Annotated in this window: 20 protein-coding genes; 8 read left to right on the forward strand and 12 right to left on the reverse strand. The window is 46.5% G+C overall.

What is annotated here, in order from left to right; translation table 11 throughout:
• Nucleotides 1–98: 98 nt before the first annotated feature.
• Nucleotides 99–458, reverse strand: a complete 360-nt coding sequence (locus AC3G2T_RS25460; RefSeq protein ID WP_488437339.1) for a 4'-phosphopantetheinyl transferase family protein — start codon at nucleotides 456–458, stop codon at nucleotides 99–101.
• Nucleotides 459–772: 314 nt separating this feature from the next.
• Here AC3G2T_RS25460 and AC3G2T_RS25465 point away from each other — a divergent pair, with 314 nt between their 5' ends.
• From AC3G2T_RS25465 to AC3G2T_RS25475, 3 genes are all read left to right on the forward strand, one after another.
• Nucleotides 773–1,054 (forward strand): hypothetical protein, encoded by a 282-nt coding sequence (locus tag AC3G2T_RS25465; RefSeq protein WP_474683043.1) that lies wholly within the window; start codon nucleotides 773–775, stop codon nucleotides 1,052–1,054.
• Nucleotides 1,035–1,385, forward strand: coding sequence for a hypothetical protein (locus AC3G2T_RS25470; RefSeq protein WP_488437340.1), 351 nt, complete (start codon nucleotides 1,035–1,037; stop codon nucleotides 1,383–1,385). The genes AC3G2T_RS25465 and AC3G2T_RS25470 overlap by 20 nt, the downstream gene beginning before the upstream one ends.
• Nucleotides 1,386–1,613: 228 nt before the next feature.
• Nucleotides 1,614–2,843, forward strand: coding sequence for a serpin family protein (locus AC3G2T_RS25475; RefSeq protein WP_488437341.1), 1,230 nt, complete (start codon nucleotides 1,614–1,616; stop codon nucleotides 2,841–2,843).
• 147 nt (nucleotides 2,844–2,990) lie between these two features.
• Here the strand turns inward: AC3G2T_RS25475 and AC3G2T_RS25480 are convergent, their stop codons facing one another.
• The 3 genes from AC3G2T_RS25480 to AC3G2T_RS25490 form a co-directional block, all read right to left on the reverse strand.
• Nucleotides 2,991–3,362, reverse strand: a complete 372-nt coding sequence (locus AC3G2T_RS25480; RefSeq protein WP_474683045.1) for a DMT family transporter — start codon at nucleotides 3,360–3,362, stop codon at nucleotides 2,991–2,993.
• Nucleotides 3,362–3,913: a TetR/AcrR family transcriptional regulator gene (locus AC3G2T_RS25485; protein WP_488437342.1), complete on the reverse strand. Its 552-nt coding sequence runs from the start codon at nucleotides 3,911–3,913 to the stop codon at nucleotides 3,362–3,364. Before AC3G2T_RS25485 ends, AC3G2T_RS25480 begins: the two co-directional genes overlap by 1 nt.
• Before the next feature lie 326 nt (nucleotides 3,914–4,239).
• On the reverse strand, nucleotides 4,240–4,494 hold the full coding sequence (locus tag AC3G2T_RS25490) for a hypothetical protein (protein ID WP_488437343.1): 255 nt from the start codon (nucleotides 4,492–4,494) through the stop codon (nucleotides 4,240–4,242).
• 237 nt (nucleotides 4,495–4,731) lie between these two features.
• Between AC3G2T_RS25490 and AC3G2T_RS25495 the strand changes: the two genes are divergently transcribed.
• Nucleotides 4,732–4,959: a hypothetical protein gene (locus tag AC3G2T_RS25495; protein WP_488437344.1), complete on the forward strand. Its 228-nt coding sequence runs from the start codon at nucleotides 4,732–4,734 to the stop codon at nucleotides 4,957–4,959.
• 225 nt (nucleotides 4,960–5,184) lie between these two features.
• Entirely contained in the window at nucleotides 5,185–5,730 is a 546-nt protein-coding gene (locus tag AC3G2T_RS25500; protein WP_474683048.1) for a TetR/AcrR family transcriptional regulator, read from the forward strand.
• 162 nt (nucleotides 5,731–5,892) lie between these two features.
• Here the strand turns inward: AC3G2T_RS25500 and AC3G2T_RS25505 are convergent, their stop codons facing one another.
• The 5 genes from AC3G2T_RS25505 to AC3G2T_RS25525 form a co-directional block, all read right to left on the reverse strand.
• Nucleotides 5,893–6,879, reverse strand: coding sequence for an aldo/keto reductase (locus tag AC3G2T_RS25505; protein ID WP_488437377.1), 987 nt, complete (start codon nucleotides 6,877–6,879; stop codon nucleotides 5,893–5,895).
• Nucleotides 6,880–6,891: 12 nt separating this feature from the next.
• Nucleotides 6,892–7,224, reverse strand: a complete 333-nt coding sequence (locus AC3G2T_RS25510; protein WP_488437345.1) for a carboxymuconolactone decarboxylase family protein — start codon at nucleotides 7,222–7,224, stop codon at nucleotides 6,892–6,894.
• A gap of 324 nt (nucleotides 7,225–7,548) precedes the next feature.
• On the reverse strand, nucleotides 7,549–8,640 hold the full coding sequence (locus tag AC3G2T_RS25515) for a sensor histidine kinase (RefSeq protein WP_488437346.1): 1,092 nt from the start codon (nucleotides 8,638–8,640) through the stop codon (nucleotides 7,549–7,551).
• The gene (locus AC3G2T_RS25520; RefSeq protein WP_488437347.1) at nucleotides 8,630–9,322 is read right to left on the reverse strand and encodes a response regulator; all 693 of its coding nucleotides are present in this window, start codon (nucleotides 9,320–9,322) and stop codon (nucleotides 8,630–8,632) included. The genes AC3G2T_RS25515 and AC3G2T_RS25520 overlap by 11 nt, the downstream gene beginning before the upstream one ends.
• Nucleotides 9,322–9,903: a class I SAM-dependent methyltransferase gene (locus AC3G2T_RS25525; protein ID WP_488437378.1), complete on the reverse strand. Its 582-nt coding sequence runs from the start codon at nucleotides 9,901–9,903 to the stop codon at nucleotides 9,322–9,324. Before AC3G2T_RS25525 ends, AC3G2T_RS25520 begins: the two co-directional genes overlap by 1 nt.
• A 194-nt stretch (nucleotides 9,904–10,097) precedes the next feature.
• Between AC3G2T_RS25525 and AC3G2T_RS25530 the strand changes: the two genes are divergently transcribed.
• Genes AC3G2T_RS25530 through AC3G2T_RS25540 form a run of 3 tightly spaced genes read left to right on the forward strand, consistent with a single transcriptional unit; the run spans nucleotide 10,098 to nucleotide 12,753 of the window.
• Entirely contained in the window at nucleotides 10,098–10,763 is a 666-nt protein-coding gene (locus AC3G2T_RS25530; protein ID WP_474683053.1) for a phosphatase PAP2 family protein, read from the forward strand.
• Nucleotides 10,763–11,959 carry an MGDG synthase family glycosyltransferase gene (locus AC3G2T_RS25535; protein ID WP_474683054.1) on the forward strand — a complete coding sequence of 399 codons (1,197 nt, stop codon included), beginning with the start codon at nucleotides 10,763–10,765 and terminating at the stop codon, nucleotides 11,957–11,959. The genes AC3G2T_RS25530 and AC3G2T_RS25535 overlap by 1 nt, the downstream gene beginning before the upstream one ends.
• A gap of 29 nt (nucleotides 11,960–11,988) precedes the next feature.
• A complete protein-coding gene (locus AC3G2T_RS25540) occupies nucleotides 11,989–12,753 on the forward strand; it encodes a polysaccharide deacetylase family protein (RefSeq protein WP_474683056.1) in 765 nt (254 codons plus the stop codon).
• Nucleotides 12,754–12,765: 12 nt separating this feature from the next.
• On the opposite strand, the gene AC3G2T_RS25545 is transcribed toward AC3G2T_RS25540, so the two are convergent.
• The 3 genes from AC3G2T_RS25545 to AC3G2T_RS25555 are packed head-to-tail and all read right to left on the reverse strand — an operon-like array spanning nucleotide 12,766 to nucleotide 18,224.
• Nucleotides 12,766–14,154 (reverse strand): sulfatase family protein, encoded by a 1,389-nt coding sequence (locus tag AC3G2T_RS25545; protein WP_474683057.1) that lies wholly within the window; start codon nucleotides 14,152–14,154, stop codon nucleotides 12,766–12,768.
• On the reverse strand, nucleotides 14,155–16,554 hold the full coding sequence (locus AC3G2T_RS25550) for a glycoside hydrolase family 3 N-terminal domain-containing protein (RefSeq protein WP_488437348.1): 2,400 nt from the start codon (nucleotides 16,552–16,554) through the stop codon (nucleotides 14,155–14,157).
• On the reverse strand, nucleotides 16,551–18,224 hold the full coding sequence (locus AC3G2T_RS25555) for a sulfatase-like hydrolase/transferase (RefSeq protein ID WP_488437349.1): 1,674 nt from the start codon (nucleotides 18,222–18,224) through the stop codon (nucleotides 16,551–16,553). Before AC3G2T_RS25555 ends, AC3G2T_RS25550 begins: the two co-directional genes overlap by 4 nt.
• Nucleotides 18,225–18,237 lie beyond the last annotated feature (13 nt).

An 18,237-nucleotide genomic window follows, 5' to 3' on the forward strand; every position in this document is an offset into this window, starting at 1 on the left:
GGCAAGCAATCCAGATGTCCCCACTCTCTAGTAGAGAACAATCGTCTAGCAATCTCGAAGTCAATCGGTTTCATTTCTTCGATATCAACGCCAATAGGCTATTGGTCTATTGCGCAAACCACCCAATTCCCTGAATGGGATACATTAAACTCCAAGAGTCCATTCGAAAGAATCGGTTTAACGTACTCATTGCTGTCTATTCGAATATTTTGGTTTCGAAGCGAAAGCTTTTTAGGCACGACCACACGAACCAATAATTCGGCAGCAAAAGACCTATAGTAACCCTCCTTTCTTCTGAAACTGCTTAATCCAATTCTTCTCTTACTCGTAATGTATGGAAGAAACAAGGATAGAATCTCCTCGGCAGGTGGAGCGCTTAGATCAACGGCATATAGATTCATTTCTGCACCCTGGTGTTTATTCTCTATCACGGTCAAATAGTGAAAGAGCGCTTTCATTGTTGTCGACTTTAATAGCGGCACTACACAAAGGAATAATCACTATTATTCTTATTCGACATTACCACAATTTCCAAGAAAAGGATGCGCCCTACTCTCATAGTATCTCTCTACTTGCCCATCGTCAAGTTCATTTTGGCGCTTAAGCTGGAGTTCTCTAAACCGCAGATCGGCCATCTGTTTTCGCTCGTTCATGGCATCATCCTTTGTGCCGGTCGTAAGAATATCACCCAACTCTGCAATGCTGCAGACAGGGTCGTCAACTGAACAATGTGACGAACTTCTTGAATCATACTCCTTGGTGTGTAAATCGGATGCAACGCAGAAGAATGCAATTTGTACTCGAGAAGATTCGGGCTAAGCAATTGAAGGAGAGTGATTTGAAACGGCTTGTGTTTCTCATCGTCGACGACACTTGCTGCAAGAAAGACAAGTCGACCAAGAAGATGGAGGCGCTTAGCTTCCAGTATTCGCATGAAGACGAAAAGTCCGTCTGGTGCCACAATCCGGTCACCGCTCATGAAGTCAGCAACGGAGGTTCTTTTGCGTGGGATTTCCGTCCGTACGAGCAAATTATTGATCCAGATAGTAAATGAAATTAGTGAAGAGTTGGAACGGAACCGGGAAAAAGCAATAACAACGCTAATTGCGGAATATTGGGATATTTTGCAATCGGCTGAATTATTGAATATTTTCAATGAAAATGATGTGGATTGTTTTCAAAAAAAGTACTCTGCCCATATAGAAGCTCTCATTCGCAATTACTTCAATGCTTACTCTCCTTCTGATATCGATGTAGTTAAACTTATTGATGTGATATCGAGATATTTCTTTTCACGTTCGTTTGAATATGATGATACTACTGGGGGGTTGTCTTCAGTGGATTCGGAGAGAATGAATTGTTCCCATCAACAATTGCTTATATAATGGACAACATGCCAACGGTCATGATAAATGCACTCGTGGGTCTAGAGAAACAGTATTACCTTAAAGAATCAGTATTTAACAGGTTCAATTGTGTTTGATAGTTCTAAATTGGCATCCCGACAATCTTGGCTGATGAGCAAGTATACAGCCGATACGCAAGCAACATTACCGTTCTCATCTCCGTCTGTAAATGTATTAGAGACAAATCAACACAAGGAGATGAATGGGATGTCGGCAAAACATGTGCTAATCGTTCTGGCCATTTCGATGCTTTTGGCGTCATGCGAAAAACCGTCCATACTTTCGTTTGAAAAACGGGCCGAGGCCGCTTCGAACCTGGATCCGAAAATCGTAAAAGCGCAAAATGCTTTTGGCCTGAAGCTCCATAGGCAAATGGCGCTTGGGGAAAAAGATACTAATGTTTTTGTATCCCCAACCAGCCTATCGACGGCGCTCGCTATGACGTATAACGGAAGCGACGGAAACACGAGGAAAGCTATGGCCCAAACGTTAGGCTGGGAGGAATTGCCGCTCGCGGAGCTCAACGAGGGCTACAAAACGATGAATCATTTGCTTGAACAACCCGGCCAAGGAGTGGAATTGAATATCGCCAATTCACTTTGGATCAGAAAAGGAACGCGTCTTGCAAAACCCTTCGTGCAAGCCGCCCGCAACGATTTTGCAGCCTCTGTCGAGGAGTTGGACTTTGGCAGCAAAACAGCGCACGAAACCGTAAATAAATGGGTGAAAAAGCAAACTCAAGGCAAGATTCCCGCTATTCTAAACAAGCCGCTAGAGCCTGAAGATAACCTGGTGCTGGTTAACGCCATTTATTTTAACGGGAGTTGGAAAGATGAATTTTCGCCTTCCTCCACCAGAGAAGAAGCTTTTAGACTTGCCGACGGTTCTACCAAAAACGTTTCCATGATGTCCAGGACGGGCAGGTACGAGTACGCGGAGGAGGACGGTTTTCAGGCGATCCGGCTGCCTTACGGCGATGGCCAAATGGATATGCTCGTCATCCTGCCGGATGAAAAAACCCCTCTGTCCGCTTTGCACGAACGCTTGTGGTCCGACGCATCCCGGTGGCAGAAGCCCTTCAAGGAAAGGACCGGTGAAATCCGACTGCCAAGCTTTAAGCTGGAATACGAAAAATCGATGGATCAGGCGCTGCAATCGATGGGCATGGCGGTCGCCTACGATGCCGCCCGCGCAGAATTCCCCTTCATCGCTCCCGGTATCAACCATGTGATCGGCCAGGTCATGCACAAAACCTATCTTGAAGTCAACGAGAAAGGTACGAAAGCTGCCGCGGTTAGTTCCGTATCGATGAAAGCCACCTCGGCGGAAATCCCTTTGGACCCGTTTAACATGAACGTGGACCGTCCGTTCTTTATCGCGATTGAAGACAGGCAGACGGGAGCGTGGCTGTTTATCGGATCCATTTACTCCCCGTAGCCCGGCCCCTCTTCTTCTTTGGCGAAAATAAAACCAGCGGCAGTCTAAGACCGAAAAATAAAGCCTTAGACTGCCACTGGTTTATTAAACTTCCAACGTCTCCCTTTTGTTAAGAATAGTCAGCCTTTCATCCCCTTGGTGCTTCACTTATTTCTGAACAATTGAGCTTGCAGATTCTGTCGTACCTTTTGCCTCGCCGTGTCCGGCGCCGAATAAGTTTAAAATCACTACCCCAATAACAATCAATGCGATCCCGACGATGCTTCCTGTGTTTATTTTTTCTTTCCAAATCAAGACAGAAATAAGCGCCGTTGCTACTGCCCCTACTCCTGACCAGATCGCGTAAGTCATGTTTAAAGGAAGTGTTTTGAGAGCAAGCGAGATAAAATAGAACGAGGTAACAAAAGCAACAATCGTGAATAGAGTCGGATATAGTTTAGTAAATCCTTGCGATGCCTTAAGCATCGATGTACCGATCAATTCACCGATGATAGAGATTGCCAAGAATAAATATGCCATTATTTTCCCTCCTGGATACTTGCTTTTAACTGCTCAATTACCTTTTGCCTGAGATCTGCTTGGGGTGGAGCCAGCCCAAACATTTCAGCAAACCAAAGACCATCAATTGCTAAACGAACAAGCGTAGCACGAACAGGGTCTAGTTCATCATTCTCGATTTTATTCTGAATCTCAGAATATGCTTGCTGCAGCCGTTGCAGCATCTCCGGATTAGTAAAGTGCGCAGCTGAGATCGCCGTATAAAGATCGTTCGCATCGCTCTCTCCGGAAACTGATGTTTCGATATAGGACCTCGTCCACTTCCCTTTAGACTGTAAATCGCCATTGGCCCTCATATTAAACCCTTCGAGAAAGTGATTGGATAACTGCTCTATCACACCTAGAATTAAGGCATCTTTATTAGGGAAATGATATAGCAATCCCCCTTTACTGATGCCCGCCTTTTGGGCAACAGCCTCTAATGTCAGCTTTTCCACCCCTTCTTCATTTACAATTTGCGAAACCGTTTTAAGGATCAGTTCTCTCTTTAGATCTTTTTTTCTTGTTTTCATTTTATATCACCCTCATTTATAATACCGTCTGGACGGTTTTATTTCAAGTTAATTATATTTCACCACCTTCCCCCTCGCCAGGCGGCAGTCTACAACTGCATGGCCAGCATTTCCCTATTATCACTTATAGGATGGACGTTCCTTTTTTTGGCAAAGGCGAATTCTTAGTCCAAAAGGAAGTGAAAGGCCGCCGATTCTGCCGGCAGCCTTGGATGAGCATACATAAGTTTAACCTTTAGTACTTGCATTACATCAAGTATCTTCCTGTAACAGACGAATCAGTCGGCGCCTGTTTGGATCTGCAGTCGCCTGCGAAAGCTTTGCCGTCAAAGATACGGTGCAGCCAGTTCGATAGGCAATTGGCGGACCGCACCCGCAAAGCCTGCGAAAGTGCAGGCTTTTTCCATGAAAGTAGCTCGTTTTGGCGAAAAGCCTGCGATTGTGCAGGAATTTTGGATGAAAATGGCACTAAACTCGTGTATGAGCTGAAAAACCTGCATTTTTGCAGGAATTTCTCTCGGCCGGCGCATCGACGTGTGAAAAACTGCACTATTGCAGGCTTTCTCCACGATGTCCGGCATCTTGCGCTGCCTCCGGTGCGCAAGCCGCTTCTCCGTCGCTCCAGTTTGCCGCCAAGGACACGGTACAGCCAGTTCAATAAGCAGTTAGCGGTACGCAAGCCGCAAAGTGAAGAGAACTTCAACATGGACCTATTGGCCGTCCCTTTAAATGTCAAGTTTTTGTCGACCGGGCACGGAATAGCCAAAAGCTTCATATTATGGCATCAGGCCACATAACGATGACAAGGCGGGGATGGCATGTTGGCGAACGAATGGCGGCAACCCGAAGCCGTCGGAAATGTCGGAAATGTCGGAAATGTCGGAACGGTATGGCCGCCTGGGATTACCGGCGTCAAGATCTATGGGAGCCTTCCTCCGGGAGTGCATTTTATCGGACCGGAATATGGTTACCACCCTGTTCCGTATCACATGATTGTACCCATGTATCTTGGCTTTCCGGGTGTCGGTACGTATGTATATTTTTAGAAAAATAAAGGCTGCCGGGCGCCCGACAGCCTTTATTTTGCCTAAGCCGGTACAGCTTCCGCTCTCGCCTTAGAAGTTAGCCAAATATATTTGATTAATCAACTTACGTCAATTATTATATAAACAAGACGTTTATTTTCAATAGTTAAGGAAACGCGATATGTCGATATCTCAACACTGTACTCGAAAATGTTATCATCTATGAAAGTTTGGTGGGTATTTACGATGGCAAAAGTGGATCGGAGAATTCTTAAAACACAGGAAGCTATGAAAAAGGCTGTCATTGAGCTGATGACTGAAAAAAATTTCGATGAAATTACAATTCAGGATATTGCCGACCGGGCAAACATAAACCGTGGAACCATTTATCTTCATTACCAGGACAAATTTGATTTATTGGATAAACTCATAGAATCTCACATTAACGAATTAGCGGAGATGGGTGAATGGGCATGCAAGCTGGATTGGAGCAATGCTCTTTTACCTTTTTTCGAATATTTTGAGAAAAATTATTTATTCTTTTCGACCATGTTAGCGAGTAAAGGGGCCCCTTCTTTTAGAACACGGCTGCTTGATTTTATTACGGAAGGATTCAAAGGTGAGATTGACAGAGAAAGCGGAAGAAATACGGATTTAAGCGAAGACGTTATGTTGCAATATTCTGGGACCGCTTATGTAGGTATAATTGAATGGTGGATCAGAAATGGAATGCCATACCCTCCTCAAGCAATGGCCAAACAAGTTGGGGCCTTATTAGAAAGAAGTCTATAGTCCATGTATAACAAGAGCGTCCTGCTTCATTGTCAGGACGCTCTTGACGCGTAATATTCCAATAACACCCATTTCTGTATTTATAATTCCGAAAACTCCAATGGTCAAAATAAATATAAGTAAATTATTTCGTTTAGCCCCCAAAAAAACCTCCTGGATAGTTTACCTCCACTTGCCAGTTAATACCTCTGTTCGATCTGTAGCAGGGGATGGCGTTCTTGATAAATTCGAAATTTCAGCGTACATCTCTGCTGTCATTTTAAAATCGGCTGCCGCCAACGAGTCCTCCAATTGGTTTAAATTGCGGGCACCTATGATAGGCGCGGTAACAGCAGGGTTTGCCATAACCCAAGCAACAGCTAAAGTTACAGGATTCACATGATGTGATTGCGCATACTTGGTGATTTCTTCAGCCGTAACAAAATCCTCATCGGCACCATAACGATCTTTGTAGCGGGCATCCTCTACAAGACGACCCTGTTCAGGACGTTTGTTTACCCCATATTTACCGGTTAATAACCCCCCGCCAAGCGGGCTGTACGTAATGACTCCAATTTGTTCGGACTTCGCCATGGGTAAAATTTCGACTTCAGCCTGACGCTTAACCAAGCTGTACATCGGTTCGATTAATTCGAAACGAGCCAATTGCTCTTTTGCAGAAATTCCAAGAGCTTTGGTGATTTGCCACGCTGCCCAATTGCTTGCAGCAGGGTAAAGAATCTTGCCTTGCCGCTGCAAATCGTCCAATGCTCGTAACATTTCTTCCATTGCTGTACTTTCATCGAAGTCGTGAAGAAAATAAAAATCAATATAGTCCGTTTTTAAGCGTCTTAGGCTGGCTTCAACATTTTGTATAATGTTTCGTCTTGAGGTGCCCAATGCGTTGACATCAGGACGGAATGACCAAAAGACTTTCGTAGTTATAATGACGTTTTCCCGCTCGTGGGCGATACATTCCCCTAAAATTTCTTCAGAACGTCCCTCACCATAACCATTGGCTGTATCAAAGAAGTTGATACCCGCTTCCCGGCAGCGTTTATACATGTCTTTCGATGTTTTTTCATCGGCATTTGCACCAAAAGACATAGTACCGAAACATAAATTAGAAACCTTGATTCCTGTTTTTCCTACAGTACGATATTCTATAATAACATCTCCTTTTTAGGGGATAATTTCATTTATACAATGTAAAGCGTTGAGTGTTCTCGGAAATCCCATATAAGGAAGGCAGTGTGTAATGGCGGTGATCAATGTTTCCTTGTCATTGCCCACATTTTTGTTACCCTGCACATGTGCTTTAACTTGACCATCAGCACCACCCAATGCACTAACAATGCAGAGTGTCAGCAGCTCCCTTGTTTTCAAGTCAAGCCCGCTACGAGTATAAAAGTCCCCGAAACAGAAAGCAGAAAGATAATCCTGTATGTGTTTTTGGTTTGCCGGAGCACTTTCGCGCGTTTTTGCAATGATATCACCAAAAATCTCTGCCTGCACCGCAAGTCCCTTGTCAAAACGATTCTCTTCACCAGCACTCCATCACCAAATAGCTGTTTGTATTTTTCCTTGCTCTTTTCAATTCGATTCATGACTATGCCTCCTTCCTGCATTCATTAGATATTATCATGTAAATTGATTAGTTTCTTATAATATTCGACAATGATTGATTTTTCAACTCATGTCTATATTTTAAACATAATCAGGACAATTGCAATCGTCAAATCCACGTGATGTGTGGATTACTCAACAAGCCATCAACAATTGTTGAATTAAAACCATTCCCCACCCCAAAATGCCGAAAACATTGATTTTCCGGGCGTTTCAAGGTGGGTTTCTGAAGGGAACCTCAATTGTAAAAACAAAAATACCATTCTTATGCGTTAGTGTTAAAGTTCCCCCTTGCAATTCGATAATATTTCTGGCGATGGAAAGTCCTAATCCGGTCCCGTTCTGAATGCCTTCACTGCTCCGCGAATGATCAACTTTATAAAAACGATCGAACAGTTTGTCTTCTTGTTCTTGCGTAAGGGGTTGTCCTTTATTTTCGACCTCGATGTAAAATCGTTGATTATCCGTCCTTAATAATATGTGAATAGTACCCGGCTTAACGGAATACTTGAGAGCGTTCATCAGCAGATTATCGATAGCTCTGGCAAATTTACCACCGTCAATCAAGGCAATAACAGGGGAATGACCTGTCTTTTTAACGATTTGAATTTCGTTTTCCTGAGCAAGCGGTTCGAATTCAAACAGCATCTGGTCGAGTAGTTGATGTACATCAATCGTTTCCAAATGTAATTGGATGTCGGAAGTTATAAGACGCGTATATTCAAACAAATCATCAATCAGCTTTTTTAAATGAACGGCTTTGTTGTACGTGTTTTGAACAAACCGTGTATATTCATCTCTATTTTGAAACGAATCCGTCCTTAGCAGTTCTAAATAGCCAATAATACTCGTGAGCGGCGTGCGCAAATCGTGGGAAACGCCCGTAATCAGCTCCATTTTGGAGCTTTCGATTTTACGTTCCTTTTCGATCTGCCGCTGCAACCGTTCCGTCATCAAATTGATGTTAAGCGCGACCCGTCCGAGTTCATCTTTGCGAATGACAGGAACCCGAAATGACAAATTACCTTCGGAGATGGTTTGAAGCCCATCAGCCAAAGCAATGATGTACTTAACCATGCGACGGGTCAGTTTATAAAAAGAAAAAATGAAGGCTATTACAAAAGAAACAGGGGCAAGATTAAAAAAGTAGTATCCCGTTTGAAATCGATTTACAAAAAAACTGACACTAATGTCTACAATGACGAAGCAGAATATTGCAATGACAAAACTAAATGCGGACGCCCAAAATAATTCAAAGCGAATGCTTCTTTTACCGCTTATCAGATGGGACCAATTATTTTTCAATTTTGTACCCAACTCCCCAAACGGTTTTAATATATCGCGGCTCTCTTGGGAGATCCTCTATTTTTTCGCGCAAATTCCGAATGTGAACCATTACCGTATTATTTGTATATCCGGACGGTTCATTCCACACGCTTTCGTAAATTTTATCCGCGCTAAATACTTGCCCCGGGTGGCTTACGAGTAATTCCAGTATGGAAAACTCTAGCGGCGTCAGCGAAATTTCGATTCCTTTCATCGTTACGGAATGCTTAGCTTTGTCGATAACGAGGTCTTGGATACGGATTATGGAATCGTTTGGTTCGTTAGGTTCTTTCTCCGCGAACGTTTGCCGCCTTAGCTGAGCTTTGACTCGCGCCAGCAGTTCTAATGGATTAAAGGGCTTCGTAACGTAATCGTCGGCACCGGTAGTGAGACCTGTAATTTTGTCAATATCTTCTTCCTTTGCCGAGAGCATGATTATAGGGAGCTTTGAAGTTTCCCTGATTTTGAAGCAAGTTGTAATGCCATCCATTCGGGGCATCATCACATCCAAGATCACCAGATGGACAGAATTTGACTTTAATACCTCTAACGCTTCTAGACCGTCTGCAGCCTCTAGAACGCAATATCCTTCGTTTCGTAAATATACATGAATAACATCCCGAATTTCCGAATCGTCATCGACGACAAGCACTGTAATCATTACGCTTTGCTCCTTTTACGGCATATATAAACAAAAGCCGGAGGAAAATTGAGCGGCACGAAATCGATTTTATCAATAATGAAATTTTGGGATAAATGTTTCTTCATCTGGAGGGAGTATTGAAAAGCGATAAAATAGCCCCCCGGTTTTAATGCTTCGGTAATTTGATTAATTAAAGTTTCTCTTAGATCGCTCGTAAAATTAAAAAAGGGTAATCCGCTAATCACGCAGTCCAATTGATTGATGCCTTTCTGCTTCATGATTTCAGTTAAATGGCAGGCGTTTGAATGACATCCGAAATTGGGGTAATTTGTTTGCAAATCGCTCTTCATCTTATCGTCCATTTCAAACAATAATACCTTAGTAGATCCATTTACTCGCGGTTTGATAAAGTGTGTGATGGCTCCTGTGCCGGAACCGAGCTCAGCGATTGCGGTTACATCATTCCATGGCACAGATTGAACCATTTTACTGGCCAGAAACCGTGAACTGGGAATGACACTTCCGACTCGCCTTGGATTGTTAATAAATCGTTGGAAGAACGTTACATACTGATTTGAAGTCAAATGACTCCCCCCCATTTCCCTTATTTTCTTCATTTATGGATTAGCTCATGCAGCAAAGACATTTAGGGACTGGGGGGCATGCCGTTGAAACGGGTAGGGTTTGCCTTTGTTGTTACACTGGTGCTGTGTATCAGCTATTACATCAGCAAATAGACGCAGCACGTTTTATATGGGTATCGTATTAACAAATCATTCAGGAGGAATTCAACATGAATATACAACGGATCAAACCGCTTTTGCTTACTTTAAGTTCGCTATTGATTATTCCGCTGATCGGCACGATTTACGTTTATCTCAATCATGCCGGAGGAGCCGCGCATAGCTTGGTTACCGATTTGGATCGTCAGCTTCCTTTTTTGAAAATTTTCATTCTTCCCTATATGGGTTGGTACGCTTTCCTTATTCTTGCCTTCATCTATTTGGCTGTGAAGCAGCGCGAGGCTTATTACGAAACATTGCTCCATTTCGTCTTCGGCCTTCTTGCGTGCTATGCCATCTACGCTCTCTATCAAACTTATGTACCGCGGCCTGAGCTTGTCGGAGACGACTTCCTGACAAAAGCTGTCCGCTACGTATACAGCAAAGATGAGCCAATCAACTGTTTTCCCAGCACGCATGTGCTGACGTCTTACTTGATGATGAAAGCCTATCTTCGATCTACATCGGTCGCTAGGCCCATCCGCATTGCGGTTGCCATCATGTCTCTGCTGATCATCGCCTCCACCCAATTCGTCAAACAGCACGTCCTGCTTGACATTGCAGGCGCCATTGCCGTAGCCGAAACGGTGATCTATGCGCTAGGCCGCGTACGGCAGCTTTGGTTCGGCAGTACCTATACGCCAGGTATGTTGAAGCAAAGCGAGGTGCTTAAGTAATGCAGCGCGAAAAAATATTGCTGTTGACAGGATCCCTGGGCGACGGTCACATCCAGGCCGCGAAAGCCATTATGGAGGCGGCGAAGCTGCGCTGCCCGGAAGCGGAGATCGTCACCGTCGATTTTATGGAATGGGTCCATCCGCGTCTGCATGCAGTCGGCCAGTTCTGCTACTTGCAGTGGATGAAGAACCTGCCTTCCATGTACGGATACTTATACCGCAAAACGCGCAGTGACAACAAATGGTCCACCTTGTTCAAAAAAATCCGCTCCTTCCGTACCTATCGGATGATGGAGCTGCTGCGAAGCGTGCAGCCGACGAAGGTTGTCAGCACGTTCCCTGGAGCCGCGGCCGCGATGTCCTTCCTCCGTTCCAACGGGCTTACGGGATTGCCGACAGCCACTATAATAACTGATTATACCGATCATAGTTATTGGGTCCATCCTTTTACCGACCGCTATCTGGTAGGAGCCGAGCATGTGAAGGAAGCGCTTCTGCAGCACGGAGTACCGGGATCCCAGATCGAAGTGACCGGCATTCCGATCCGTCACTCCTTCTCCAATGCTTATGACCGCGATCAACTTCGCGGGAAATATGGGTTACAACCGAATCAGTCTGTCGTTCTTGTCATGGGAGGAGGCTGCGGTTTGATCGGCAAAGAATTGTTGTCTCAATTGCAAAGCAGCGGTCTTCCGGGAAATGTACAGTTCGTTATTGTCTGCGGACGCAACAAGAAACTGCAGACGACGCTGGAGGAAGAAGTACAGCGGCTGGAAGAGTCGGGAGCTAATCTGCACAACTATCGGATTACCGGCTATGTGAACGAAGTCCATGAGCTTATGGCCTTATCCGATCTGATCGTGACGAAGCCGGGTGGCCTCACCGTTACCGAAGCGCTTTCGCTGGAGCTTCCGATGCTGCTGTTTAAACCGCTGCCGGGTCAAGAGCGGGACAATGCCGCTTACCTTGTCGGTGCCGGCGCCGCGCTGGAGGCATCCGACGAGAGCGAGTTAGCGGATTATCTGCAGCTGCTGTTGGCCAACAGATCGCATCTAAGCCGCATGAAGCTGGCAGCCCGGCGGATCAGCCGTAAACATAGCGCCGCGACTGCCTTGGAGGCGATTATGGAGATGGAAAACCAATACGTTCCCACGCAAAGCGGCGGCAGGCCGTTAATCGCTGCTGCGAATGCGTAAGAGCCGCCTTTGAAAGGATGAAGCTTTCCTTGATAAATATAAATAGACCTGTTTTTATAATTATTACCGGTATCCTTATTTTGTATGTGATCGTCCCATTCGTTCTTACCCGCATCCTCGGCATAGGCGTTATCCGCAAAGGCGCAGTTCCGCGGGAAGTCGCTTTCACCTTTGACGACGGGCCGAATCCGGTTTACACGCCGTTCCTTCTCGATTTGCTGCACAAATACGGGGTCAAAGCCACTTTCTTCGTGCTCGGAGAAAAAGCTGCAGCCCACCCGGACCTGATCCGGCGCATGTGGCGTGAAGGGCATCTCATCGGCATCCATAACTACACACACCGGATGAACATCCTAATGCCCCCATGGGCGGTACGACGCGATGTTGAACGGTCCGCAGACACAGTCGAGTCCATCACCGGCGTACGCCCCTGCTATTACCGTCCTCCATGGGGGCTCTTCTCCCTTTGCGATCTGTTTCTCGCCAAACGGTATACATTCGCACTATGGTCTGTGATGGGCTTCGATTGGCGCCGAAACACTGCGGAGAACAATCTGAAGGACAAGCTGATGCGCCAAATAACCTCCGCTTCCGCTCCAGACGGAGAAGGCGCCATTGTGCTGCTTCACGACTGCGGAAATACTTGGGGTGCAGATCCCGAAGCGCCGAAATACATGCTTCTCGCCTTGGAGGGAGTATTATCCGAGCTCAAGGACGCCAATCTTCGTTACGTCCGGCTGGAAGAGATGACATTGGCTTCAAGCATAGCGCACTCCGCGGATGACTCAGGTTGATTCAAAACACATTTACCTATACGTCGCGTAATCTAAAAATCTCTGTGCTAGCCTTTTTGAGAAATCCTTCATTAACTCCGGGTGTTCGGCAGCGATGTTGATTGTTTCGTCTGGATCGTTAAGTAAGTCATACAGCTCCGGCTTATCGTTAATGTTTTGAATATACTTATATCGATCTGTACGGATACATTTAAAGTTCTCTCCGCAGGTTACGGCATCTTTGCGGTGCGTCTCTCCTTTTCCCTGAAGAACGTGCAAAAATGATTGGGAATCGTACAATCGTCCATCTGGGGGGAGATTAGCCAGTTCGCAACACGTGGCGTTAAGATCGATCAATTCAATCATCGCGTCAGAAATTTTGCCTGCTTCGATTCCAGATCCCGATATAATTAGGGGTACATGAATCGATGACTCATACGCCAACGACTTCGTATACATCCCGTGATCACCGAGCATCTCGCCATGGTCGCTAGTGAATATCATATATGTGTTATCCAGCATCCCTCTCCTCTCCAAGCTATCCAAAATCAGCCCGATCTGGTCGTCTATCGCTTCCATGGATGCACAGTATTGGCGGCGAGTTTCGGCTATTTTTTCCGGATCCTCCGTCTTCACACGTCCTTGAACCCAACCCGGCTTACCTTCGCGAACCAGCTTAATTGCCTCTGGCATTACCGCGGCTCTATACCGATTAGCATACTTTGAGGGGGGATCATATGGATCATGCGGACCAACAAAGCTGACAAAATGAAACCATGGAAAGTCATCGGGCACATTGTCTATCCAGGCAGCTCCCCGTCTCCCGATATAACAATCTGCGAAGGCTTCGGTAGGAAGCACCGAGTCTCTACAATCAAGCGCAAACCCATTTTTTCGGCGTATATGGTAATAGTCCTCGTGGAACGCATCGTACAAACCTAATTCTTGCAAATAGAAGCCGTACGGTCCTTGCGGTTGTGGGTATAAGCCGGCATGCATCTTTCCTTCCACTTCCTCAGGATGCGTGAAACCCCATTGATAGACGCACGGTCGGTCCCCATAACGCCCGTTATACGGATCCGGTTTTGCCAAATCAAGTTTCCCGACACAGCCAACGCGGTAACCGTTGTCGCGAAATCGTTGGTAGAATGTCGGAGTATGCGGTTGCAGATAGGATTCATTGTTCAAAGCACCGAGACGGCCGGGGTGCACTCCTGCGGCCAGACCTATCCGGGAAGGCACACAAAGAGGAGAATTTGTAAAACAATTTGTAAATAAAGTTCCCCTCGAAGCGATTCGATCCACGTTTGGCGTACGGATAAAATCGGCTCCCGCACATCCTAAATAATCAAAACGCAGCTGGTCTACCATAATAAATAAAAGGTTTGGTTTCACTTCAGAAGTCCCTTCCTTTTTCCTCAATTAATCCGCTATCCTAACCTCTGCAAAAAACTCTCTGTCATTCCCTACAACCGTCCGATTCCCCACAATTTCAAAGGTATCTTCCAATCGGATATCCGTTGAGGAAGAACCTATCATAAGAGACATCATTCCGGGCTCAATGATCCATTCCATCTTACGATCCAAGAAAGATAGCTGACTCATTGCTATATGGAAGGTTACATGCTTCTCTTCCCCGGCTTGAAGATGAATTCGCCCAAATCCGGCCAGTTCTTTGACAGGGCGTGCGATAGACGCAATTAAATCTGTAATATATAATTGGATAACTTCATCCCCGGCTTTAGAACCGGAGTTTTTAACCTTACACGAAACCGTCAGAACCTCTTCAGGCCTCACCTCTTTACTCGACAATTCCAGATGCGAGTAGGAAAATTGTGTATAAGACAGGCCATGGCCGAAAGGATAAAGCGGATCCAAAGATTCGTTTACGTACCCCTCCTTGGTGACAAACATGTCCACCCCGCGTCCTTCGTAACCGCTCCCGTTTCGATGGGCATAGTAGACTGGTATTTGCCCCGCGCTTCTGGCAACGCTGACCGGCAGCTTTCCTCCTGGAGTATAATCGCCGAGGAGGATGTCCGCGATGGCACGTCCCCCTGATTGCCCGGGATGCCAAACTTCTAAAATCGCAGGAATATGCTCGGCTATCCAAGGACTGCTGAGCGGACGGGCACTCATATGAACGAGAACGATAGGCGTACCGGAAGCATAGACGGCCTTCACAAGGTTTTCCTGTATTCCGGATAGGCCGATCTGGGAGGAATCATTCCCTTCTCCTGTAGTACACGGCTTACCGAAGCCATCCTTCCCGCCGATTGCCATGATGACGATATCTGCTTTTTGTGCATGCCGAACCGCTTCTTCAACATCCGTTTGATTATGGCTGTCGAGATCGCAACCTTTACTGTACGTTACTTCCGCATGTTGCAGCCTGTTTTTCAGTTCGCTGTAAATCGAAGAAATATAAGGATAAGCTTTTGGTAAATATGCCGTTTCCAGCTCATGCAATTGTTCTTCGTAAGGTACGTTGGAATTCCCTGTTACTTCGACGCCAACCATTTTCGCCATGCCAAAAAATAACTCTTTACTTGCAGGATGGGAGTAGCCGCCGAATAAATTACGCAAGGTATGAGCGTTGGGGCCAATGACGGCCACCTTGCTGCAGTTTTTGGCCAAAGGCAACAATTCCCCTTCATTCTTGATGAGAACCACCGATTCCCGCGCCATCTTCAGCGCCAACTCTTCGTCACCCTGTTGATGAAAAACAGATTCAATCCGTTCCATTTCAGGGTACGGGTTCTCGAATATCCCTAACCGGAACTTGATTTCGAGCACTCTTCGTACGGATCTGTCTACGTATGACATCTCTACTTCTCCGGCTATTATCGCCTCAAGTAACAGGGTGCCGTATCCGTTTGTGTGCGGAAGCTCCATATCCATACCCGCTTTAATCGCCTGAATGCCTGCGTCCTGCATATCCTTCGCCGTTTTGAAAGAAGTGACCAGCTTATCGATAGACCTGTAATCCGATACGGTAAGCCCCGGGAAGCCCAGCTCTCCGCGTAAAAAGTCCGACAGAACGGCCTCCGATGCAATAATCGGTTCTCCGTCCAGCGTACTGTAGGAGTTCATGACGGAGGCGATATCCGCTTTGCGGATTACGGCTTCAAACGGTTTGGCATAGACCTCGCGAAGAGTGCGTGGAGGAATTTGTTCCTCCGTCATATTGAGTGCGCCCTCTGTCATGGAGTAGCCCAGGAAATGCTTGGCTGTAGCCGCGACGCCTTCCTTTAGGTTTTGTCCCTGTACTCCCGTAACATAAGCGACCCCCAAGCTGGAAATTAACGTCGGGTCCTCGCCGTATGTTTCACCTATCCGCCCCCAGCGCGGATCGCGTCCCACATCCAGAACTGGCGAAAGTGCTTGCCGGATTCCCAGGGATCGGAGCTGCTTCTTAACTACCTCTGCCATCCCGCGCATATTTTCCGGATTCCATGCAGCCCCCAAACCGATAGCTAACGGGAAGCTTGTAGCGCCCGGAACCATGGCCCCGGACAACGCCTCTCCATGAAAAAGGGCCGGAATCCCCAGTCTGTTTGTTTCCACGCAAAGGTTCTGAATCCGTGTAATGAGCTCCGCAATAGTACGGGGACTATCCAATTTTCCAAATAAAATGGTTGATATTTGTCCGATTCCGTTACTTATCGCCCGTTCCTGCCGATCATCGGTAAGATGCGGATTCCACATGATACAGCCTAATTGTGCGATTTTTTCTTCAAGCGTCATTCTTGACAGTAAATCGTCTATCCGTTCTTCAACAGGCAGACTGCTGTTTTGATAGGGAAGATTATTGGGATTCATATTGATTTCTCTCCTAATGGGCTCGAGGCGTACTTTCCGGAATACGCCGCGGTTACTTCCTTGCTGTCTTTATATCCGATACGGGATGCTCGCGCTCTGATCATTGTCTCTCCATTTTTCAATAGGATGGGTTCGGTATAGAGCTTCCAACGCGGCTCAGTAGCCCCCTCTGTTTCTATAGAATAGGCAATGGACGCGCCCTGCGTTGCACAATGAAGCATAATAACAGTTGGCTCGGAAAATTCCCCTTCCGCCGAGGCATCCGTACCACGTAATTGATTGTTTATCGGAATGAAGATCGGAGCCGCTGTTTGAGGCTGTACCCCTCCGGGCCACATTCCTGCCACCATCCGGTCTTCAGGGATATCCCCCCACTTATCATACATTTCCCGCCATTCATCCAGTGCATTGCTCAAGCGCTCCAACTCATCCCGATAATCAGGGTCATCGGCCAAATTGTGCAATTCGTAAGGATCATTCACGCAGTCATACAGTTCTTCCGCGGGACGTCTGTTTGCCATTAGCAGCTCCTGCTCCGGGCTTAGAGTTCCATTCAACTTCAGTTGCCATAGATCATGATACATCGGATGCGAGTGGCTGAAAGGAATCCAGAGCAGATATGGCTTCTCAGGGTAATAATTGCGAATATATTTATATCTTTGATCTCGCACGGCACGCACCATATCATAGGACTCGTCATACCGGTCGCGAGTGGCGTATATATATTCCCGGCGTTTCGATCGCTCGCCCAGGAACACGTTCCCCTGAAGATGCTGCGGTGCAGGGGCGCCGGTCAAGGATAGGACCGTTGGCGCTAAATCAATAAGGCTGACCATTTGTTCATCAATCCCATGTTTCGGCCCATTAGGCTGCCGAACAATGAGGGGAATACGAATTCCGGCATCGTAAGGCCAGCGTTTGGCACGCGGGAGTCCCTCGCCGTGATCGCTCCAAAGGAACACGATCGTGTTTTCCGCCAATCCGTCCTCATCAAGCTGACGAAGCAGTTCCCCCACATAAGCATCCGCCTCTTCAATAAGATCATAATATTTGGCGAGTGCCAGCCGGGACTCAGGCGTGTCCGGCAGGTATGGGGGAATCACCACCCGAGAAGGGTCTGTCCTAACCTCTTTATCGAAATCCCCGTTCGGATAATACTTTTTCCTGATCATTTCCGACCACATCATGCTTTCATGAGTACAAATGAAATTAAAGACTGCGAAGAAGGGCTGATCAGGCTCCCGGTTCCTCCAGTGAGCTTGCATACCGTTTTCGTCCCAGGCGGTTAATGGCGGATCAAACTGATAGTCTGTCTTGAAATTATTCGTACAATAATACCCTGCCGCGCGTAAATATTCCGTAAAGGTCTTCACATAAGGCTGTGGAACCGCTTGATAAGGAGTAGGCAATTCTGGCGTATATTCATTCGTATGTTCTGTCCTCATATGGTGCGTTCCAATAAAAGTTTGATACATGCCGGTGATAATAGCCGAGCGGCTTGGTGCGCATACACCGGCCGTGCAGTATGCGTTGGTATAGACGATCCCGTCTTCCGCAAGCTTATCGATGTTTGGAGTTCTTGCTAACCGATCGCCATAGCAGCCGAATCGCGGGCTGGTGTCCTCAAGAGAGATCCACAAAATATTAGGTTTTCTGGTTCCCGTTTGCATTCACTTCAACTCC

The organism is Paenibacillus sp. sgz302191, assembly GCF_057749925.1.

Coding starts and splice junctions, on each gene's coding strand:
- AC3G2T_RS25485 (WP_488437342.1), bottom strand. CDS start 3,913: ATGAAAACAAGAAAAAAAGATCTAAAGAGAGAACTGATCCTTAAAACG.
- AC3G2T_RS25550 (WP_488437348.1), bottom strand. CDS start 16,554: ATGAATCCCAATAATCTTCCCTATCAAAACAGCAGTCTGCCTGTTGAA.
- AC3G2T_RS25495 (WP_488437344.1), top strand. CDS start 4,732: ATGTTGGCGAACGAATGGCGGCAACCCGAAGCCGTCGGAAATGTCGGA.
- AC3G2T_RS25530 (WP_474683053.1), top strand. CDS start 10,098: ATGAATATACAACGGATCAAACCGCTTTTGCTTACTTTAAGTTCGCTA.
- AC3G2T_RS25460 (WP_488437339.1), bottom strand. CDS start 458: ATGAAAGCGCTCTTTCACTATTTGACCGTGATAGAGAATAAACACCAG.
- AC3G2T_RS25480 (WP_474683045.1), bottom strand. CDS start 3,362: ATGGCATATTTATTCTTGGCAATCTCTATCATCGGTGAATTGATCGGT.
- AC3G2T_RS25520 (WP_488437347.1), bottom strand. CDS start 9,322: ATGATTACAGTGCTTGTCGTCGATGACGATTCGGAAATTCGGGATGTT.
- AC3G2T_RS25500 (WP_474683048.1), top strand. CDS start 5,185: ATGGCAAAAGTGGATCGGAGAATTCTTAAAACACAGGAAGCTATGAAA.
- AC3G2T_RS25465 (WP_474683043.1), top strand. CDS start 773: ATGCAACGCAGAAGAATGCAATTTGTACTCGAGAAGATTCGGGCTAAG.
- AC3G2T_RS25555 (WP_488437349.1), bottom strand. CDS start 18,224: ATGCAAACGGGAACCAGAAAACCTAATATTTTGTGGATCTCTCTTGAG.
- AC3G2T_RS25475 (WP_488437341.1), top strand. CDS start 1,614: ATGTCGGCAAAACATGTGCTAATCGTTCTGGCCATTTCGATGCTTTTG.
- AC3G2T_RS25490 (WP_488437343.1), bottom strand. CDS start 4,494: ATGCCGGACATCGTGGAGAAAGCCTGCAATAGTGCAGTTTTTCACACG.
- AC3G2T_RS25525 (WP_488437378.1), bottom strand. CDS start 9,903: ATGGGGGGGAGTCATTTGACTTCAAATCAGTATGTAACGTTCTTCCAA.
- AC3G2T_RS25535 (WP_474683054.1), top strand. CDS start 10,763: ATGCAGCGCGAAAAAATATTGCTGTTGACAGGATCCCTGGGCGACGGT.